Source organism: Flavobacterium sp. LB2P53 (assembly GCF_003970305.1).
Classification (GTDB): Bacteria; Bacteroidota; Bacteroidia; order Flavobacteriales; family Flavobacteriaceae; genus Flavobacterium.
This window is the reverse complement of record NZ_RYDG01000004.1, coordinates 193,956-212,031: the sequence shown is the minus strand read 5'-3', so window position 1 is coordinate 212,031 and position 18,076 is coordinate 193,956. Positions and strand designations below refer to the sequence as shown.

The window sequence follows — 18,076 nt, the reverse complement described above, 5'->3', positions numbered from 1 at the left end:
AATGTCGACAAAGTATAAAGCCACAACAACTGAAGACGCTTATTTTATTACTATAACTACAATGGGTTGGGTAGATATTTTTACACGATTAAATCAAAAACAAATTATTATACAAGCGTTACACTATTGTCAAGATCAAAAGGGCTTAGAAATTTATGGATATTGTATTATGCACAGCCATATTCATCTGCTTTGCAAAGCAACAAACGGTTTTATATTATCCGATGTGATGCGTGATTTTAAAAAATATACATCTAAAAAAATTATTCAGGCTATTATTGAAGAACCGGAAAGCAGGAGAGAATGGATGTTGGATTATTTTAAAAAAGCTTGTCAGCATTTAAAACAAGAACAACAATACAAAGTTTGGCAAAACGGCTATCATGCAGAACATATTTACAGCAATAAATTTATTAGACAAAAAATGGATTACATACACAACAATCCTGTAAATGAAAAAATTGTAACGATGCCGGAAGATTATTATTTCAGTTCTGCAAGAAATTATGCTGCATTAGAAAATGAATTAGAGGTGATTTTATTAGATTTATTTTAGTTGCCAATTGAAATGGGCACAGTTTGCAAAACTGCGCTAACGATTGTCTGTAAATAATAGCGATTGGATTTATTAGATTTATTTTAGTTGCCAATTGAAATGGGCACAGTTTGCAAAACTGCGCTAACGATTCTCTGTAAAGAACATTCATGTTATTACCAATAGTTTTTGAAACAATTAATAAGTACTACTACATTGGTCAAAGCAACTGTCTAAAGGTGACACAATACAATTGAAAAATAAATGGGCATCCCAAAAGTAATGTTAAAAGGAAACGTTACTGCCAAAGCCATGGGTAAAAATATTCCTGGATTCGCCTTTGGAACGGCTATTTTCATTGCTGCCGGAACCGCAATATAAGAAGCACTGGCCGCTAAGACAGCAAAAATAAAACGATTCCCAACATCATCGGTAACGAATTGACTTAAGAAAGCAACAATACACCCGTTGATCAATGGGAAAACAATAGCAAAAAAGACGCTAAACCAGCCACTTTTGAAAAAATCATTTAATTTTCGTCCACTAACAATTCCCATGTCTAGTAAAAATAAAGCCAAAAACCCTTTGAAAATATCAGTAGTAAACGGCTTAATTCCTAAAGCCTGTTGCTCACTGGCCAAAAACCCAATAACCAAACTACCTAGAATCAAGAGCACGCTTCCATTAGTAAATGAATGTTTGATAATCGTGGTCATCTTCGTTTTTTGAACTTTTTCCTTACTAAATAATCGGATTAAAATCACTCCGATAATGATTGCAGGAGCTTCCATCAGCGCCATAACAGCAACCATGTGGCCGCTAAAATTGAAATTTTGAATTTCTAAAAAAGAGATGGCCGTTACAAAGGTCACTGCACTCACGGATCCATAAGCCGCAGCAATGGCTCCCGAATTCTCAATGCTAAACTTTTTCTTTAAAATAAAAAAAGTATAAAGTGGAATTAATACCGCAATCAATACCCCAAAAACAATAGACCAAAGTATGTCAACAGTAAAGTGACTGTGCGCTAGTTCCTGTCCGCCTTTAAAACCAATGGAAAAAAGCAGGTACAGCGATATAAATTTAGAGGTATTCTCCGGAATTTCTAAATCACTTTTGACATAGACGGCTATAATTCCCAACACAAAAAACAACAAGGCAGGATTAGTTAAATTATCCAGTAATAAACTAAGATTCATATTTTAATTATTTTAAAATTATTTTATACATTTTGATTATCTTATCTTTTCAAATCGCAATCTTTTTCCTTTTACATCCGTTTGGACAAGTCCTTTTTCATAAACTATATTTCCATTTACAAAAGTTGAATTGATGCTGCTTTTAAAAACCTGTCCTACAAAAGGAGACCACTTGCATTTGTATAAAAGAGAGCTTGTGGTTACTTCCTGTTTTTTATTTAAATCGACTAAAACTAAATCGGCAAAATAGCCCTCCCGTATATAGCCTCGTTCTTTTATTCTGTAAATTTCGGCTACATTATGGCTCATTTTCTCCACTACTTTCTCCAACGGAATTTCACCACGATGAAATAATTCTAACATTGCTAAAAGAGCATGTTGTACTAATGGTCCGCCGGAATGCGCCTGAAAATAATTCCCTGCTTTTTCGGCAACAGTATGAGGAGCATGATCCGTTGCAATAATATCTATTGAATTATTGAGCAAATACTGCAGTAAACCTTTTCTATCTTGCTCTGTTTTTATGGAGGGATTCCATTTGATCTTGGAGCCCAGTCTTTCATAATCGGCATCCGAAAACCAAAGATGATGTATACAAGCCTCGGCGGTGATTCGTTTTTCTCTGATCGGTGTATGATTATCAAATAATTTGGCTTCCGCCAAAGTTGAAATATGAAAGAGATGCAAGCGTGTTTGGTGTTTTTTAGCAATTTTCAATACTCGTTCAGTTGCTTTTAGGCAAACTTCCTCATCCCGAATAAGAGAATGATAAAAAAAAGGAATTTCAGTTCCGTAAATTAGTTTATAATCCTCCGTATTCTTTTTTATCAGTGAATCATCTTCGCTGTGCAAAGCTACCAAGGTATCGGTTCTTGAAAAAAGTTGCTCCAAAAATTCTGGATAGTTGGCTAAAATTCCCTCGTCATTATTAAAATAAAGCCCATCATCCGTAATTCCACATACATTTTCGGTATTTGTTTTTAAAGCTTCTTCCAAGTTATTTTTTGAAATTCCCATAAAAAACGAATAATTAGCAATTGATTTTTCCGCCGCCATCTTGTATTTTTCTTCTAATAACTCTTGAGTCAGCGTATTGGGAATCGTGTTGGGCATATCCATAAAGGAGGTGATGCCGCCAGCCACAGCGGCAACCGACTCTGAAAAAATAGTGCCTTTATGTGTTAGTCCCGGATCTCTAAAATGAACCTGATCATCAATTACACCCGGAAGCAGATAAAGTCCTGTCGCATCAATTTCGATATATTTTTTTGCAGGATTTAGTCCAATTGATGGTGCTATCTTTTCAATTCTTTCTCCTGAAATCAGAAGATCTAAATTAAGTATTTGTCCTTCATTGACCACTTTTGCATTTCTTATGATGGTATCCATATTTTATTTTTTGGTGGCTCTTTTTAAACGATCGTTTATCGTTTTGCCTAAACCCACATCTGGAAATCGTTCCGCTATAATGCAGTCGAGATGGCACTTATCTAATCTATGCAAGGCAGCATACAATTGCGATGCGGCTTCTGCTAAATTGCCTGTTGTCGATAGAATTTCCTGTTGTACAATTTTTGGATCATCAATCCCTTTTTGGAATACTAAAACTCCAATTTTTTGATCCGGAAACATTTTTAGCTTCTCCGTCACATCAGCTGTCAAAAAAGTCGTCGTCGAAGGAGCATAGTGCTTAGAAAACATGCCTGGTGCCGCTGGAGCAATATCATCATGGGTAATCATTTTTACCGGCCCAACAATTGCTTCAATATCCTCTACAGCCAAAGAACCCAAGCGATATAAAATAGGCTCCCCATTTTCAAATCCGATGATTGTTGACTCTATTCCCCTTTGACAAGCTCCACCATCCAAAACCATTGGTAACACCTCTTCAAAATAGTCAGCAACATGTATTGCTGTAGTGGGACTAAGAGAGCCAAACGGATTAGCACTCGGAGCCGCTAGAGGATAGGCTAACTGATTCAGCAGGGCTAAGGCTACTGGGTGATTTGGAACTCTGATCGCTACGGTATCTTTACCACCGGTAACCAAATCCGGAATGGAAATTTGCTTTTTTAAAACCAAAGTTAAAGGTCCCGGCCAGAAAGCTTTTGCTAACAAGTTCGCTTTTTCAGGAATGTCTCTCGCTATTTCAGAAAGGACAGTTGCCGATTTTATATGAACAATTAACGGATTAAAAAACGGACGTTTTTTAATCGAAAATATACGCTCTACCGCCTTTGAGCTGTAAATATTGGCGGCTAAACCATAAACCGTTTCGGTAGGAATTCCTATGGTTTGCTCCTGATTTAAAAGCGCAACAGCTTTTGGAATCGAACTACTGATTACACTCATATCTTATGGATTACAGGAATCGCAGAATCCTGGTTCTTCGGTTATTTTTTGATGGGGATACATTTTTTCGGAACTAAAACAACACTTTTTACAACTATAAATAAAACTCAAGGTAGATCGTGTGGGCGCTGAACACCATGAACAAGGCAAGCCCTGTTTCGCATCTATCACACAATAACCCGGTGCTTTACAGCTTGGGCATTCCGTTTTTATAGTTTCCAATAATTTTTGCGCCGCTACTTTTATCACACCCATACGAGTGGGGTTGTACAGCGCACGCATATCAGTTTCAGCATAAACACTCCCATATTTGTTCACAAGGTGCTGAAAAGTATCTTCCAATTCACTTTTTGTGGTAATCCCTTTAACTAGTGTTGTTAGATCATCAGGCTTGCTTCGCAAAATTATGGCATGGGCAGGAAATTGAATCTTATTTGCAAAATCCAAAAGCATTTCTTTACTAGAAATATTTTCTCCATGAAAATTAGTTTTCAAACTGAGTTCTCTGGCAATGATTTCTAAGTCGTTTTTTTTATCGATAAAAATTAAAAACTCATCATCGGCCTGGGCAAAAAAGATAGAAGGATGTGAACCAAAAGAGCCTTCGCTGGCAATAGCCAAATCGCAGTCAAATTCTTCCATTGCCGCCAAACATTTAGCCCTGACGGTTTCAACTGCCGTATTTTTCCGCTCCACTTCACCTGAAAAAGTGCCGAAAATATCCGAATCATAACTTTCAGGAACAAAACAGTGAACACCTAATCCTTTTTCAAAAATTGGAGCAATCACTTTTTCTTTGTGATGCTTGGTGGCAATGAGTAATTGTCTACCCTCAAACATTCAATTCAGTTTTTACTTTAGGACACAGTACAATTTGAATTACACTGTCAATTTTCAGTTCCAAATCCTTTGACGACGCTTCTTTGATGAGTTCCTTGATGTATTCAGAGGCTTCTAAAAGAGTTTCAAGCCTTATTTTTGAATGCGAACAGTCTTCATCAAATCGAATTTGATTGCTAAATTTTTCTAAATTATGATAATTAATCTTATTGTTGATTAACGAAAACAGTACTTTTCCTGCTTCTGATGGTGCAAACTGACCTTCAACTAGCTTAAATTGATATTCTTTTTCCATAATACTTTATAATGAAATTTTATTTTTTTGTAATGTGTAGATCGTGAAAAATATTCCCAAACCTAGAAACAGTGTGAAAAATAAGTTATTAGGTGCTACGATTGTCAATAGTATTCCACCAATCAACCAAACTATTCCAAAGACCAAACTAATTTTTTTATTTTTATTTTTCATAGGGACTAATTTTTTTTACTACTTAATGGAGCGTGTTAGGAATAACTCACCTTATTAAATTCTTTAAAGGAAACAGCACATTTAGTGAAAGAGTACCAATTAAATAAAGGAGAAGTTAACGCATTTCTTACTGTCCTTGACCCAATGAAAAAGCCATTTTCCCGTCAAATTTATATAAATTTTCAGTTTTGATGCTATCGATATTATGGTCGATGCATTGCTGCAATAATCCAATGATCTCCTCTTTGTTAACTAGTACTCCATCCTCAGCTTTGAAACGGCATCTCCAGTGATCCGTACAAAAGGTTTGTTTAAATCCTTCGGGCCAAACTTTGATTCCTCTATTGGAAATCATATTCAGTTTTAGATTTTCAGTCCCTATATTTTTTAGAATTTCGGCTAGCGAATTAGGATCGGTTCCATTCCAATGCACAAATACATCGTGACCTACCAATTCTTTTTTTGCAGCTGGTCTTCTCTTATATTTCGGGAGATCTAAGGCTTGAACATTTTTATAATCTACAGCAGGAAGCTGTTTTGGTTTTTGCCCTAAATTTAGGATTACTGCGTCGGCAAATTCTGAAGTCCCTACTTTTGCAGTGCTTACGCCTTCTTTGAAGATATCATAGGTATGTATTCCGTCTTCAAGCGTTTTCAGCCATGCATTTTGTACTTTACTAGCCACTTCGTTTTGCCCAATATGATTCAGCATCATTACTGCTCCTTGTAATAATCCCGACGGATTCGCAACATTTTGCCCGGCTCTTCTGGGTGCAGATCCGTGAATTGCTTCAAACATTGCACATTCTTCTCCAATATTTGCTGAGCCTGCCAGCCCCACAGAACCGGCAATTTGTGCAGCGATATCAGAAATCACGTCACCGTATAAATTTAAGGTTACAATAACATCAAAATTCTCTGGTGTATCGCTCATTTTTGCAGCACCAATATCAATAATCCAGTGCTCGTTTTCAATTTCAGGATACTCTTTCGCTAACTCATCAAACACTTCATGGAATAATCCGTCCGTCTGCTTCATGATGTTGTCTTTTGTGAAACAAGTTACCTTCTTTCTTCCATACTGTTTGGCATATTCAAAAGCATAGCGGACAATTTTTTCACAGCCGGGACGACTAATGATTTTCAAACACTGCACAACTTCATCCGTTTGCTGATGTTCTATTCCCGCATATAAATCTTCTTCATTTTCACGAACAATGACAATATCCATTTTTGGATGTTTTGTTTCCACAAAAGGGTGCAAACTCATACATGGTCTAACATTAGAATATAATCCTAAGAATTTTCTAGTGGTAACATTCAAACTTTTATAACCACCACCTTGCGGAGTAGTAATTGGAGCTTTGAGAAATATTCTATTGTTTATTATAGAATCCCAAGATGACTTTTCAATTCCGGAGGTATTACCTTTTAAATACACTTTTTCACCAACTTCAATTTCATCAAATTGAAGCTGTGCGCCCGCTGCCTTAATAATTTTCAAAGTAGCATCCATTATTTCAGGTCCTATTCCGTCTCCTTTTGCTATTGTTATTCTTTGCATATCTTTTTGTTTATTTTTTTTTACAAAAGTAAAACGGGCTATCCATATATTTTTATTTATATTTGTAATACAAAACATAAAAATTATTTATGAATTATACACTACACCAGCTGCATGTCTTTTTAAAAATTACCCAAAATAAAAGCATCACTAAAGCCGCAATGGAACTGCACCTTACACAACCCGCAGTATCCATTCAATTAAAAAATTTTCAAGATCAATTTGATGTACCGTTAACAGAAGTAATCGGAAGAAAGCTGTTTGTTACTGATTTTGGCAAAGAAATCGCCACGGCTGCAGAAAAAATTCTAAATGAAGTACATGCGATCAATTATAAAACAATGGCATTCAAGGGACAACTGACAGGACGATTAAAAATTTCTGTCGTATCAACCGGGAAATATGTAATTCCTTATTTTTTATCTGATTTTTTGAAACAAAATCAAGGTGTCGAATTGATTCTGGATGTGACCAATAAAACTAAAGTGTTGAAAAACTTAGAAAGAAATGAAGTAGATTTTTCTCTGGTTTCCGTGTTACCAGAAACCCTGCAAATCGAGAAAGTGGAGCTTATGCCTAATTCCCTTTTCCTTGTTGCTAATAGTGATCAAAAAATGGGAAAAGGAATTCAAGAAAAAAAAATCATAGAAACCTTACCCATCATCTATCGCGAGCAAGGATCAGGAACAAGATATGTGATGGAAAAATTTATAGAACAGAATCAATTAACAGTTTCAAAAAAAATGGTGCTGACCGGAAATGAAGCGGTAAAACAAGCCGTACTGGCTGGACTCGGATGCTCGATCATGCCTTTAATTGGTATAAAAAACGAGCTTAATAATGGAGACCTACAAATTATTCCGGTAAAAGGCTTGCCTATTCAATCCAACTGGAATTTAATTTGGTTAAAAGGCAAAAAGTTTTCACCTGTAGCCGATGCCTATTTAAAATTTATTCAAAAAGAAAAAACAAGAATCATCGAACAAACCTTTAACTGGATTACACTTTAAAAATTTAAGTCAGTAAAGGAAAGCTCCTCTTATTCATTGCAATACTAAAATGCATCAAAAGATTAGCAATATTTGCCTTTACAATGATTCGATTAAATTATGATTTTACAAATAGAAACTCTAGCATTACTTTTTAGCGCAACTTCGTTGATTTTATTGGTGTATACCAACCGGTTTTTGGCTAATGCTGCAATCATAAGAGGATTAAAAAAAACCTACCACGAAAAGCAAAATGATGTAATTTAATTGGAAATCAAAAACCTGAATTTATGGTTGACTCTGATATTATCTACCAATTTACACCTTATAACTAGGAACAAAACCCTATCTTTGCCCGCTTTTTAAAATTAAAAAAATGATAAAAAATAGTGTCTTAAAAGGAGTTTTCTTAGTTGGTCTCGGCGCAACGAGTTACGGAATGCTGGCTACTTTTGTAAAGATAGCCTACGGTCAAGGCTACACTACACCCGAAGTTACCGTTGCCCAATTTGTATATGGAATCATGGGAATGCTGCTGATCAATATGTTTCAAAAAGCTAAGAAAGGAAAAACCGTTATAAAAGCATCCCAAAAAAACATCACTCAGCTGATGCTTGCCGGAACTTCTTTAGGATTTACGAGTATCTTTTATTATTTGGCAGTAAAATACATTCCTGTTTCTATTGCGATTGTTTTATTGATGCAAACCGTCTGGATGGGTGTTTTATTCGAAATGATTTTAGAAAAAAAAATTCCTTCTACTCAAAAAATAGTTTCCGTATTTATTGTCTTAACCGGAACTATCCTTGCTACCAATGTCTTCGAGAATAGTATCGTTTTAGACTGGCGCGGTATTGCTTTAGGGCTTTTAGCAGCAGCTTCTTTTACTACAACTATGTTTACCGCTAATCGTGTGGCAACTCATATTTCCTCGGCACAACGCAGTTTATTCATGTTGTTGGGAGGTGCTGTCATCGTGACCTTTTTTGCAATCTCAACACAAACTACTCCTTTTAACTTTGAAATTTTCATAAAATGGGGAATCATTTTAGCCCTTTTCGGAACCATAATTCCACCTTTATTATTGAATGCCGGTTTCCCGCTGACTGGAATCGGACTGGGAAGTATTGTTTCGGCACTGGAACTTCCCGTATCGGTACTCATGGCATATCTATTATTGAATGAGCAGGTAAACCTGATCCAATGGCTTGGCATTATTTTAATTATTTTAGCAATTATCATAATGAATGTAAACCTGAAGCGAACCTCCTAATTGCAGTTTCAATCCATTTGCACTGATTTTAATAAAATTTTTATAAATTCGTACTAAATAACTTTACTATGAATTTACCTTGGCATTTATATGTGATGGCTTTCGTCTACTTTATCGCAGGATTAAACCATTTCAGGAATCCCAGACTGTACTTGAAAATCATTCCTTCGTACTTTCCAAATCCAAAATTATTAAATTACATCAGTGGTTTAGCAGAAATATTTCTGGGAATTTCGCTTTGTATTCCGTTACTCTCCAACTATGCCGCTTGGGGGGTGATCGCTTTGTTGATTGCTATTTTTCCAACACATTTGTATATGTATTTTGATGAAAAAGCAAGAATGGGTCTGCCAAAATGGGCCTTACTATTGCGAATGCCACTACAATTATTTTTAATTTACTGGGCGTACCAATATACTTAATCTCGTGAAATCACTTTTCGAATCCACATCAGAACCCGTATTTATTGACTTGCCAGATGCGGAGATCATCTACTATCCTCATTTTTTTGACCAAGAACAAGCCGATATTATTTTTGCCGAATTAATGCAAGATATTCCTTGGCAACAAGACGATATTCGTGTATACGGGAAAATTCATCCGCAGCCTCGTTTGACGGCTTTATTTGGAAACGAAGGAAAACCTTACTCGTATTCGAATATAACGATGCAGCCACATCCTTGGAATTTGCTTTTGCAAAAGCTAAAATCTCAAGTCGAAAAAAGTGCTGATACTACTTTTACAACCGTCTTACTCAACCAATATCGCGACGGAAAAGACAGCAACGGTTGGCATGCTGACAACGAAAAAGAATTAGGAATCAATCCCATAATTGCGTCGTTGAGTTTTGGAGCCCAACGAACCTTTCAACTCAAACATAATTTAGATAAAGACCTAAAAAAAACTATCATACTGGAACATGGAAGTTTGTTGCTGATGAAAGGAACGACACAACATTTCTGGAAACACCAGATTCCAAAAACCACAAAACCTATTGGCCCCAGAATAAATGGCACTTTCCGGGTAATCAAATAATTACTTTCATAAAAAATTATTAAATTTGGAATAAATATCTGAATTATGAATGATATCATTACTTATTTTTCTACCATTCCATCGTCACACCGAAGTTTAATTCTTGTGGGCGGAATCACTTTTTTCTGGCTGATCGAAAATGCTTTTCCGCTTTTTAACTTCACCTATAAAAAATGGCATCACGCCGGCATCAATATTTTTATGACCTTCACGACTATTGCTGTCAATTTTTGCCTAGCTTTTATTTTATTAAAAGCGGCTGACTGGACAATTGCTACAAATTTTGGAATTTTACAATGGCTTCCTGAAATGCCGCTATGGCTTTACGCCCTTATTGGATTGCTTTTATTGGATTTAATAGGCGCTTATCTGGTGCATCTAGTCGAACATAAAACCAAGTTCCTGTGGCGTTTTCATTTGATTCATCATACAGACACCTGGATTGACACCACAACCGCCAATAGACACCATCCGGGAGAAAGTGTGATCCGATTTACATTTACCGCTTTGGGTGTTTTAATCATTGGAAGCCCCATGTGGATGGTTTTTCTATACCAAACATTATCTGTAGTAGCAACGCAATTCAATCATGCTAACATTTCACTTCCTAAAAAAATAGATACTATTATGAGCTATTTTATCGTATCGCCAGACATGCACAAAGTACACCACCATCATGTTTTGCCCTATACCGATAGTAATTATGGCAATATATTTTCAATCTGGGATCGGTTATTTGGCACATTTATGACACTTCCAAAAGAAGAAATTATTTACGGAATTGATACCCATCCTAATCCTGAGGAACACAATGCATTAAAAAATTTATTGAAAATACCGTTTCAAAAACAGCCATTAAAGAAAAAAAATTAAAAAAATTAAAAAAAATCATCTTTTGAGAAAAAGTAATTATAATTTTTCTTAATATTGAATGAAATTAAAAAATTTAATTTAATAATCATTAACACCTATTTGAATTAATTTTCACGTGATGAAAAAGAGTAACCGCAAAGAATTGAACTGGGAGCAAACAGAAAAACTTGTTACAATGGCTTTAGAAGAAAAAAATCCTTTTGAAATCATTAAAAAAGAATTTGGTTTGGCCGAAAAAGAGATCCTAGAGATAATGAAGAAGAAGATGCCGGCAGAAAAATTTGAAATGTGGAAAAAGAAAGCTACCGCAAATAAACCAAAACCAAAACCCATAAAAGTGGATGATTTTGACGAAGACTTAGACGGTAAATATTACATAAAAAACAAACTAGATTAAAATAAAACTCCTGATATTCGGGAGTTTTCTGTTTTAAAACAGCAGTCTCAACTCATACATTTATGGTTTCAGTAACATCAAACGAAAACGAATTTATTTTTGATATTCTAGGAAGTCATACATTTTGGGCTTTCGAAAATAAGATTCGTGTACCGAAAGATAAAATAATCCGAGCGTATCAAAGCAACGATGAATTTACATTTTGGATCGGCTGGAAAATGCCAGGCACCCAATTACCATGGGTTATAACTGCTGGCACTTATATCAAAAAAGGAAAACGCAACTTTTGGGACGTTTGCAATAAAAAAAATGCAATTATTGTTGAACTCAAAGATTCCTATTACAATAAACTAATTATTGAAGTCGAAAATCCGGAAGAAACAATAAACGAATTAAATGCGAAATAAAATGAAAAAATTACTACTCGTACTCCTGATCTCGTGTTCAATACTCTGCCATTCACAAACAAAAACAGCAATTCAATCTTTTAATAAGGATGAAGTTACTATAAATCCATTGTTAAATGGGTCGTTGTACTCTCCTTTAAAACAAAACAAAAAGACGAATCTTGTCATCCTTATTGCAGGTTCAGGCCCTACAGACAGGGACGGAAATCAAAAAGGACTCCCCAATAATTCCCTGAAATATTTATCCGAAGAATTAACTAAAAATGATATTGCCGTTTTTAGCTATGATAAAAGAATCTTTGCTCAAATGAAGAGTGGAACGGTAAATGAAGCTACCCTTACTTTTGATGATTTCATCACTGACGCAACCACCGTTTTGCTGTTTTTTAAAAATCAAAAAAAGTACAACAAAATAATAATTGCCGGACACAGCGAAGGTTCCTTAATAGGAATGATTGCTGCAAATGGCAAAGCGGATGCTTTTATTTCATTAGCTGGAGCCGGAAGAACGATTGATGCTGTTCTGGTGGAACAAATAGCAAAACAAGCCCCTTACCTCAAAGAAGAAGTTCAGAAAAACCTAGACATTCTTAAAAACGGAGAAACTTTCGAGTTAAAAAACCCCATGTTAGATTCCCTTTTTAGAGCAAGCATCCAGCCCTATATGATTTCATGGATAAAATACAATCCGCAAATTGAAATTGCAAAGTTAAAAATACCCGTACTACTGCTAAACGGAACTGCAGATTTACAGGTGTCAGTTGCTGAAGCAGAACTGTTAAAAAAAGCCAAACCGGAAGCAGAGCTAGTTCTGATCGAGAAAATGAATCATATTTTCAAAGAGATAAATGGAGATGATTCTGTAAATATGAAATCCTATTCTAATCCGGACTTACCCATTGCTCCAAAAGTGGTGACAGCAATAACTGGCTTTATAAAATCGTTATAAGGGGCAACAATTCCCTCTTGTAAAAAACCTATACAATAAACAAAAAACAATACAAATGAAAAAAATATTTTTTGCAATAGCATTTGCTACTCTTCTTTGGAGCTGTAAAACTGTTGGCACTTCAGCAAATGTTTCAAAATCAATTACCGATGTAGTACACGTAGCAATCAACTTAAATGATGTTAAAGAGGACAAAGTAATGGTTACGATTACCGCACCAAAAATTAGCACTGATGAAGTCACTTACAGCATTCCTAAAATTGTCCCTGGCACCTACTCTATTGATGATTATGGAAAATACATTGAAGATCTAAAAGCTTTTGACAGTAAGGGCAATATACTTCCGGTTAACAAAACGGATGACAACACCTGGAATATCAAGAATGCCAAAACTGTCACTAAAATAACCTATTGGGTTAACGACACATTTGATACTGAAAAGGGAAGCGGCTTTGGCAAGAATGATGTTTTCTCTCCTGCCGGAACAAATATAGACGCAGGAGTCAATTTCATGCTAAACATGCATGGCTTTGTGGGCTATTTTCAAGACAAAAAAGACCTTGCTTATACGGTAAATATAGCCCATCCGGAAACACTTTGGGGAGCAACTTCCATGACAGATCAAGACGCAAGTACTACAAATGATGTATTTACAACAGCTCGTTATGCTCAATTAGTTGAAAATCCAATTATGTATGCTAAACCGGACTACACTACTTTTACTGTAGACGGTATGGAAATATTGATCAGTGTTTTTTCGCCTACCGGAAAAGTAACTGCTGAAAGTATTACTCCACAGATGAAAACCATGATGACTGCTCAAAAAACATTTTTAGGAAAAATAAACGCTACCAAAAAATATACCGTCTTGTTGTATTTATCAAGCATGAAAGATACTGATGCAAAGGGATTTGGAGCCTTAGAACACCCTACAGCCACTACAGTGGTTTTACCGGAAATGATGCCAAAAGAAGAATTGGTACAATCAATGAAAGATGTAGTTTCGCATGAATTTTTTCATATCGTAACTCCTTTAACCATTCATTCTAAAGAAATTCACTATTTTGATTACAACACGCCTAAAATGTCAGAACATTTATGGCTGTACGAAGGGGTGACGGAATATTTTGCCAATCTTTTTCAGATTAATCAAGGATTAATTACAGAAGAGGAATTTTATACGCGTATGTCTGAAAAAATTGCACATGCAAATGCAATGAATGACACGATGCCTTTCACAACGATGAGCGCAAATGTGTTGACTGAACCTTACAAAGCCCAATACTTGAACGTATATGAAAAAGGAGCTCTTATTGGAATGTGTCTGGATATCATTATCAGAGAAAAAAGCAACGGAGAAAGAGGAATTCTTGATTTGATGCAAAAGTTATCAAATGAATATGGCGCTTCAAAACCGTTTAATGACAAGGACCTTTTTGCAAAAATAACTTCATTTACCTACCCTGAAGTAGGGACTTTTTTAACAACTTATGTTTCCGGACCAACACCAATACCGTATGAAACGTACTTAGCTAAAGTAGGCATCACAAAAGCTATGGCAAAAGTACCTGGTAATGTGTTCTTAAAAGGACAATCCCCGTACATAACCGTGAACCAACAAACAAAGGAAATTATCGTAATTCCAACTATAGAACTAAACGATTTTTATACCACTTTAGAGCTAAAAGGAGGTGACATCATCATCTCTATAAATGAAAAACCTTATTCGTTAGACAATATTTATGAAATGATTGCTGAAAGTCAAAACTGGAAAGAGAACGATACAATCACAATTAAGATAAAACGGGATGGACAAGAACAAATAATCAAAGGAAAAGTTACACTTCCTTACGAAGAAAAAGAAGTTCTTAAAGCCACTGATACGTCCAAAACCGTTTTAAAAGAAGCCTGGTTAAAAGCTTAAATTGATAATTTAATGAGGAACATCTCAATTTAGAAATAAATTGGGATTTTTTTTGATAAATTTGAATGTGTTAGCAAAATCATTCCAACAATTTTCTTTATTTTGCGCCAAAATCTAAACACTAATCAAATCGCCAGGATTCTATCCCGAGATATCAGGACAAATCATAAAAAATGACGATGCCATGTCCTAAAAAACAAATTTTAACTTCACATGAAAAAAACTATTCTAGCATTTATCACTTTAATCCTTTTATCGTCCTGTAATAAGGAGGAACCTGGAGGGAATGTACACATTACCGGAAATATTAAAGGATTAAAAAAAGGAACTTTATACATCCAAAGAGTCGTTGATACAATGCTGGTTGCAATTGACACGATTCATATTGACGGAAGCGCCGTTTTTGAAAGTCACTTAGATCTAAAATCACCTGAAATGCTATACTTGTTTCTAGACAGAGGCGTGAGTAATTCCATGGACAACAACCTGCCTTTCTTTGCTGAGCCGGGAAAAATAACTATTGAAACCAGTTTAGATCGCTACTTATCTGATGCTACAATTACAGGTTCTAAAAACAATGAAATCTTTGAAGAATTTAAAAAAATAAACAGCCGCTTCACCGATGAAAGTCTTATTTTAATAGAAAAAAAATTCAATGCAGTAAAAAGTCAAAACATAAAAACCATTGATAGCATAGGAGCAAAACAGGATTCTAACTTGAAAAGAAAATACTTATTTGCCACAAATTTCGCTCTAAACAATAGACACTACGAAGTGGCACCTTATATTGCCTTATCCCAGATTTACGACATCAACATAAAATACTTAGATACGATTCAAAAATCAATGTCTCCTAAAGTGGCAAAATCTCTTTATGGAAAGCAATTAACAGAGTATGTAGCAACAATCAAAAAACAGCAATAATCATACAAATTAAGAGAAGTACTATTAGAACCTCCTCGTATTCTATCCTGAGTAGTGTTTTTTCATAATTTATGTTCTAAAAAAAAATGAAACAAAAACCATCTTGTTAAGGCAAGATGGTTTTTTGTTTTATAATTACAGTCCGATTAATATACTGAATAAAAGCAGTTTAAGAACCTAAAAACACACTATAGCGCACTAGAAGTTATTCCAGCAACAATCATTCCTACAAATAGTAAAAGATAAAGAGAGAAAACAACCAGAGTCATAATTCCAATGTATTTATAATGTGACTTTAGGTATTCTAACGAAGTAGTCAAGGCATCTGAATCATTGTTTTGGAATGCTGCTTTGGCATTTGAAGCAAACTTATTCAAGTAATATACTGGAAAAAAATAAAGAATGGCTATCAAAAAGTATACAAAAGCCATTACAAACCCAAAAGAAGATCCCATCATTCCCATAGCAGGATTCACCTTAGCCATAGCAGAGAATAGCGTTCCGGCGAATAAAGCGGCAAAAATAATAAACCCAATTCCGATGTAACCAAGAATGGACAAAAAATAGGCCCACTTTGCGGTTTCTTTCAAAAAGCCCTTAGCAGAGGCGCTAAGTTTCATTTCGAAACTTTCAATCACTGAATGCTCTTCCATATGTATTTGTTTTTTTTGTTAGAACCCAAATTTAACAAAAAAAATTATGAAAAGCATTAAATAGGAATCAATTGTCATGTCCCCAAAAACAAAAAACCATCCCGCTTAAGACGGGATGGTTTTATCAAAGAGCCGGCGGAGGGACTCGAACCCACGACCTGCTGATTACAAATCAGCTGCTCTAGCCAACTGAGCTACGCTGGCGACTCATTACGGGTGCAAATATAGGTCTGAATTTCTGTTTTCCAAAACAAATTCAAACTTTTTTTGCTTTTTTTTTGACTACAATTCGTTGATTTTAGCAATCAATTGATTAGCAGTTTGTTCCAATTCAACATTAATTTGTTTGAAGTGTGCTTTTTTATTTTCTACTTTTTTAACATTTACCTTTGTGATTAAAGTGTCAAAAGCAGCAATCGCTTCGTCAATTAAAGCATTCGTTTCTGTTGTTGGTTTTCCTGTTGTAGAAATTTCGAACAAGTAAACTGCTTCAATAATATCTCCTAAAACGTAGTTGATGTCTTTTTTTAAATTCTTAATGTTTGCCATTTTTATTTTTTTAAAATTTGAATTTTAATTTGCGTCTGCAAAAGTACACATAATCTTTCTATTACCGACTATGAAATGTAAATTTCTAAAATTGAAGCTTTTCCATTGATAATGAATGCATGCATGGCAGCAGGAATCAAAACGGTATCTCCCTTTTTATATTCTAGTTTTGAATTGTCAAATTCTATTTCAAATGCTCCTTCCACACACATATATACGGTAAAGCTTTCTCCAGATTTAGAAACTGAAATAGCTCCATCTAGCGGGATAAAGTTAGTGGTAAAGTAAGGACAATCAACCACTGGATTAGACTCATTGCTATTCTTAGAGTATTCTTTTTTAGTTTCAACTGTGTTGTAATTGATCGCTTCCAATGCCAAATCCACATGCAATTCTCTGGTATTCCCATTCGTGTCTACTCGATCAAAATCATACAATCGATACGTAATATCCGAAGTTTGTTGAATCTCGGCCACCATTAATCCAGCACCAATAGCGTGAACAGTGCCGGTTTCCAGAAAGAAAACATCTCCTGCTTGTACCTTTATATCATCCAGAATAGAGAGCAGGGTTTTATTTTTTAGGTTTTCTAAATAGGCTTCGGGATTCGACTTTTCTTTGAAACCTACAATAATTCGGGCGTCATCATCTGCTTGCATGATATACCACATCTCTGTTTTACCAAAAGAATTGTGGCGTTTTTTTGCTAAGGCATCATTAGGATGTACTTGAATAGACAAATCTTGACGGGCATCTAAATATTTAAAAAGCAACGGAAATTGCTTTCCAAAGCGATTATAAACTGCTGTCCCTAGGATTTTCTCAGGAAACTCATTAATAATATCTGTCAATGCACTGCCTTTCCAATCTCCGTGAGCCACAATACTGACATCTCCTGCTACAGTCGATAACTCCCAACTTTCGCCAATATGCGTTGAGGCAATGGGTTTATTAAGTATTGTTTTTAATTTTTCACCACCCCAGATTCTTTCTTTCAAAATGGGTTTAAACTGTAAGGGATAAAATGTCATGTAACTATTTTTTTTGAGTCCCAAATGTAAACAAATCAATATTGTTTTCCACCAAAATAGGTTTCCATTTACAGGAGTCCGTTAAACTACCGAAAAAAGTATAAATTAATTCC

At 35.2% G+C, this 18,076-nt stretch carries 21 protein-coding genes and 1 tRNA gene; 12 read left to right on the top strand and 10 right to left on the bottom strand.

Annotation, left to right across the window (positions count from 1 at the left end; genetic code table 11):
• Nucleotide 1: 1 nt before the first annotated feature.
• Nucleotides 2–556 carry an REP-associated tyrosine transposase gene (locus EKL95_RS07165; RefSeq protein WP_126563841.1) on the top strand — a complete coding sequence of 185 codons (555 nt, stop codon included), beginning with the start codon at nt 2–4 and terminating at the stop codon, nt 554–556.
• A gap of 212 nt (nt 557–768) precedes the next feature.
• Here the strand turns inward: EKL95_RS07165 and EKL95_RS07160 are convergent, their stop codons facing one another.
• The 6 genes from EKL95_RS07160 to EKL95_RS07135 form a co-directional block, all read right to left on the bottom strand.
• Nucleotides 769–1,734 (bottom strand): sodium-dependent bicarbonate transport family permease, encoded by a 966-nt coding sequence (locus EKL95_RS07160; RefSeq protein WP_126563840.1) that lies wholly within the window; start codon nt 1,732–1,734, stop codon nt 769–771.
• Between the two features lie 36 nt (nt 1,735–1,770).
• The gene (locus tag EKL95_RS07155; RefSeq protein WP_126563839.1) at nt 1,771–3,123 is read right to left on the bottom strand and encodes a dihydroorotase; all 1,353 of its coding nucleotides are present in this window, start codon (nt 3,121–3,123) and stop codon (nt 1,771–1,773) included.
• 3 nt (nt 3,124–3,126) lie between these two features.
• Nucleotides 3,127–4,086, bottom strand: a complete 960-nt coding sequence (locus EKL95_RS07150; RefSeq protein WP_126462134.1) for an L-threonylcarbamoyladenylate synthase — start codon at nt 4,084–4,086, stop codon at nt 3,127–3,129.
• A 3-nt stretch (nt 4,087–4,089) separates the two neighbouring features.
• Nucleotides 4,090–4,926: a DUF6671 family protein gene (locus tag EKL95_RS07145; protein WP_126555104.1), complete on the bottom strand. Its 837-nt coding sequence runs from the start codon at nt 4,924–4,926 to the stop codon at nt 4,090–4,092.
• Nucleotides 4,919–5,221 (bottom strand): hypothetical protein, encoded by a 303-nt coding sequence (locus tag EKL95_RS07140; protein WP_126462128.1) that lies wholly within the window; start codon nt 5,219–5,221, stop codon nt 4,919–4,921. Before EKL95_RS07140 ends, EKL95_RS07145 begins: the two co-directional genes overlap by 8 nt.
• Nucleotides 5,222–5,522: 301 nt before the next feature.
• Nucleotides 5,523–6,959, bottom strand: coding sequence for an NADP-dependent isocitrate dehydrogenase (locus EKL95_RS07135; protein WP_126555107.1), 1,437 nt, complete (start codon nt 6,957–6,959; stop codon nt 5,523–5,525).
• Nucleotides 6,960–7,048: 89 nt separating this feature from the next.
• Here EKL95_RS07135 and EKL95_RS07130 point away from each other — a divergent pair, with 89 nt between their 5' ends.
• From EKL95_RS07130 to EKL95_RS07080, 11 genes are all read left to right on the top strand, one after another.
• Nucleotides 7,049–7,969, top strand: coding sequence for a LysR family transcriptional regulator (locus tag EKL95_RS07130; protein ID WP_126555109.1), 921 nt, complete (start codon nt 7,049–7,051; stop codon nt 7,967–7,969).
• A gap of 99 nt (nt 7,970–8,068) precedes the next feature.
• The gene (locus EKL95_RS07125) at nt 8,069–8,215 is read left to right on the top strand and encodes a DUF2721 domain-containing protein (RefSeq protein WP_126563838.1); all 147 of its coding nucleotides are present in this window, start codon (nt 8,069–8,071) and stop codon (nt 8,213–8,215) included.
• A 109-nt stretch (nt 8,216–8,324) separates the two neighbouring features.
• A complete protein-coding gene (locus tag EKL95_RS07120; protein ID WP_126562268.1) occupies nt 8,325–9,221 on the top strand; it encodes a DMT family transporter in 897 nt (298 codons plus the stop codon).
• A gap of 68 nt (nt 9,222–9,289) precedes the next feature.
• Complete coding sequence (locus EKL95_RS07115; protein ID WP_126462116.1) at nt 9,290–9,643, top strand: MauE/DoxX family redox-associated membrane protein; 354 nt, start codon at nt 9,290–9,292, stop codon at nt 9,641–9,643.
• Between the two features lie 4 nt (nt 9,644–9,647).
• Nucleotides 9,648–10,256 carry an alpha-ketoglutarate-dependent dioxygenase AlkB family protein gene (locus EKL95_RS07110; RefSeq protein WP_126563837.1) on the top strand — a complete coding sequence of 203 codons (609 nt, stop codon included), beginning with the start codon at nt 9,648–9,650 and terminating at the stop codon, nt 10,254–10,256.
• Nucleotides 10,257–10,301: 45 nt separating this feature from the next.
• Nucleotides 10,302–11,129, top strand: a complete 828-nt coding sequence (locus tag EKL95_RS07105; protein ID WP_126462110.1) for a sterol desaturase family protein — start codon at nt 10,302–10,304, stop codon at nt 11,127–11,129.
• A gap of 118 nt (nt 11,130–11,247) precedes the next feature.
• Nucleotides 11,248–11,526 carry a DUF2805 domain-containing protein gene (locus EKL95_RS07100; protein WP_126462107.1) on the top strand — a complete coding sequence of 93 codons (279 nt, stop codon included), beginning with the start codon at nt 11,248–11,250 and terminating at the stop codon, nt 11,524–11,526.
• Nucleotides 11,527–11,588: 62 nt separating this feature from the next.
• Nucleotides 11,589–11,933, top strand: a complete 345-nt coding sequence (locus EKL95_RS07095; RefSeq protein WP_126462104.1) for a hypothetical protein — start codon at nt 11,589–11,591, stop codon at nt 11,931–11,933.
• A 1-nt stretch (nt 11,934) separates the two neighbouring features.
• The gene (locus tag EKL95_RS07090) at nt 11,935–12,882 is read left to right on the top strand and encodes an alpha/beta hydrolase (protein WP_126563836.1); all 948 of its coding nucleotides are present in this window, start codon (nt 11,935–11,937) and stop codon (nt 12,880–12,882) included.
• 55 nt (nt 12,883–12,937) lie between these two features.
• Nucleotides 12,938–14,806, top strand: a complete 1,869-nt coding sequence (locus tag EKL95_RS07085; protein WP_126563835.1) for a peptidase M61 — start codon at nt 12,938–12,940, stop codon at nt 14,804–14,806.
• A gap of 213 nt (nt 14,807–15,019) precedes the next feature.
• Nucleotides 15,020–15,730, top strand: a complete 711-nt coding sequence (locus EKL95_RS07080; RefSeq protein WP_126563834.1) for a DUF4369 domain-containing protein — start codon at nt 15,020–15,022, stop codon at nt 15,728–15,730.
• A gap of 188 nt (nt 15,731–15,918) precedes the next feature.
• Here the strand turns inward: EKL95_RS07080 and EKL95_RS07075 are convergent, their stop codons facing one another.
• The 4 genes from EKL95_RS07075 to EKL95_RS07060 all read right to left on the bottom strand — a co-directional run bounded on the left by EKL95_RS07075 (nt 15,919) and on the right by EKL95_RS07060 (nt 17,963).
• Nucleotides 15,919–16,383, bottom strand: a complete 465-nt coding sequence (locus EKL95_RS07075) for a hypothetical protein (RefSeq protein WP_126555133.1) — start codon at nt 16,381–16,383, stop codon at nt 15,919–15,921.
• 130 nt (nt 16,384–16,513) lie between these two features.
• Nucleotides 16,514–16,587, bottom strand: a tRNA-Thr gene (locus EKL95_RS07070).
• Nucleotides 16,588–16,665: 78 nt separating this feature from the next.
• A complete protein-coding gene (locus EKL95_RS07065) occupies nt 16,666–16,932 on the bottom strand; it encodes a hypothetical protein (protein WP_126453511.1) in 267 nt (88 codons plus the stop codon).
• A 68-nt stretch (nt 16,933–17,000) separates the two neighbouring features.
• On the bottom strand, nt 17,001–17,963 hold the full coding sequence (locus tag EKL95_RS07060; RefSeq protein WP_126563833.1) for a type I phosphomannose isomerase catalytic subunit: 963 nt from the start codon (nt 17,961–17,963) through the stop codon (nt 17,001–17,003).
• Nucleotides 17,964–18,076 lie beyond the last annotated feature (113 nt).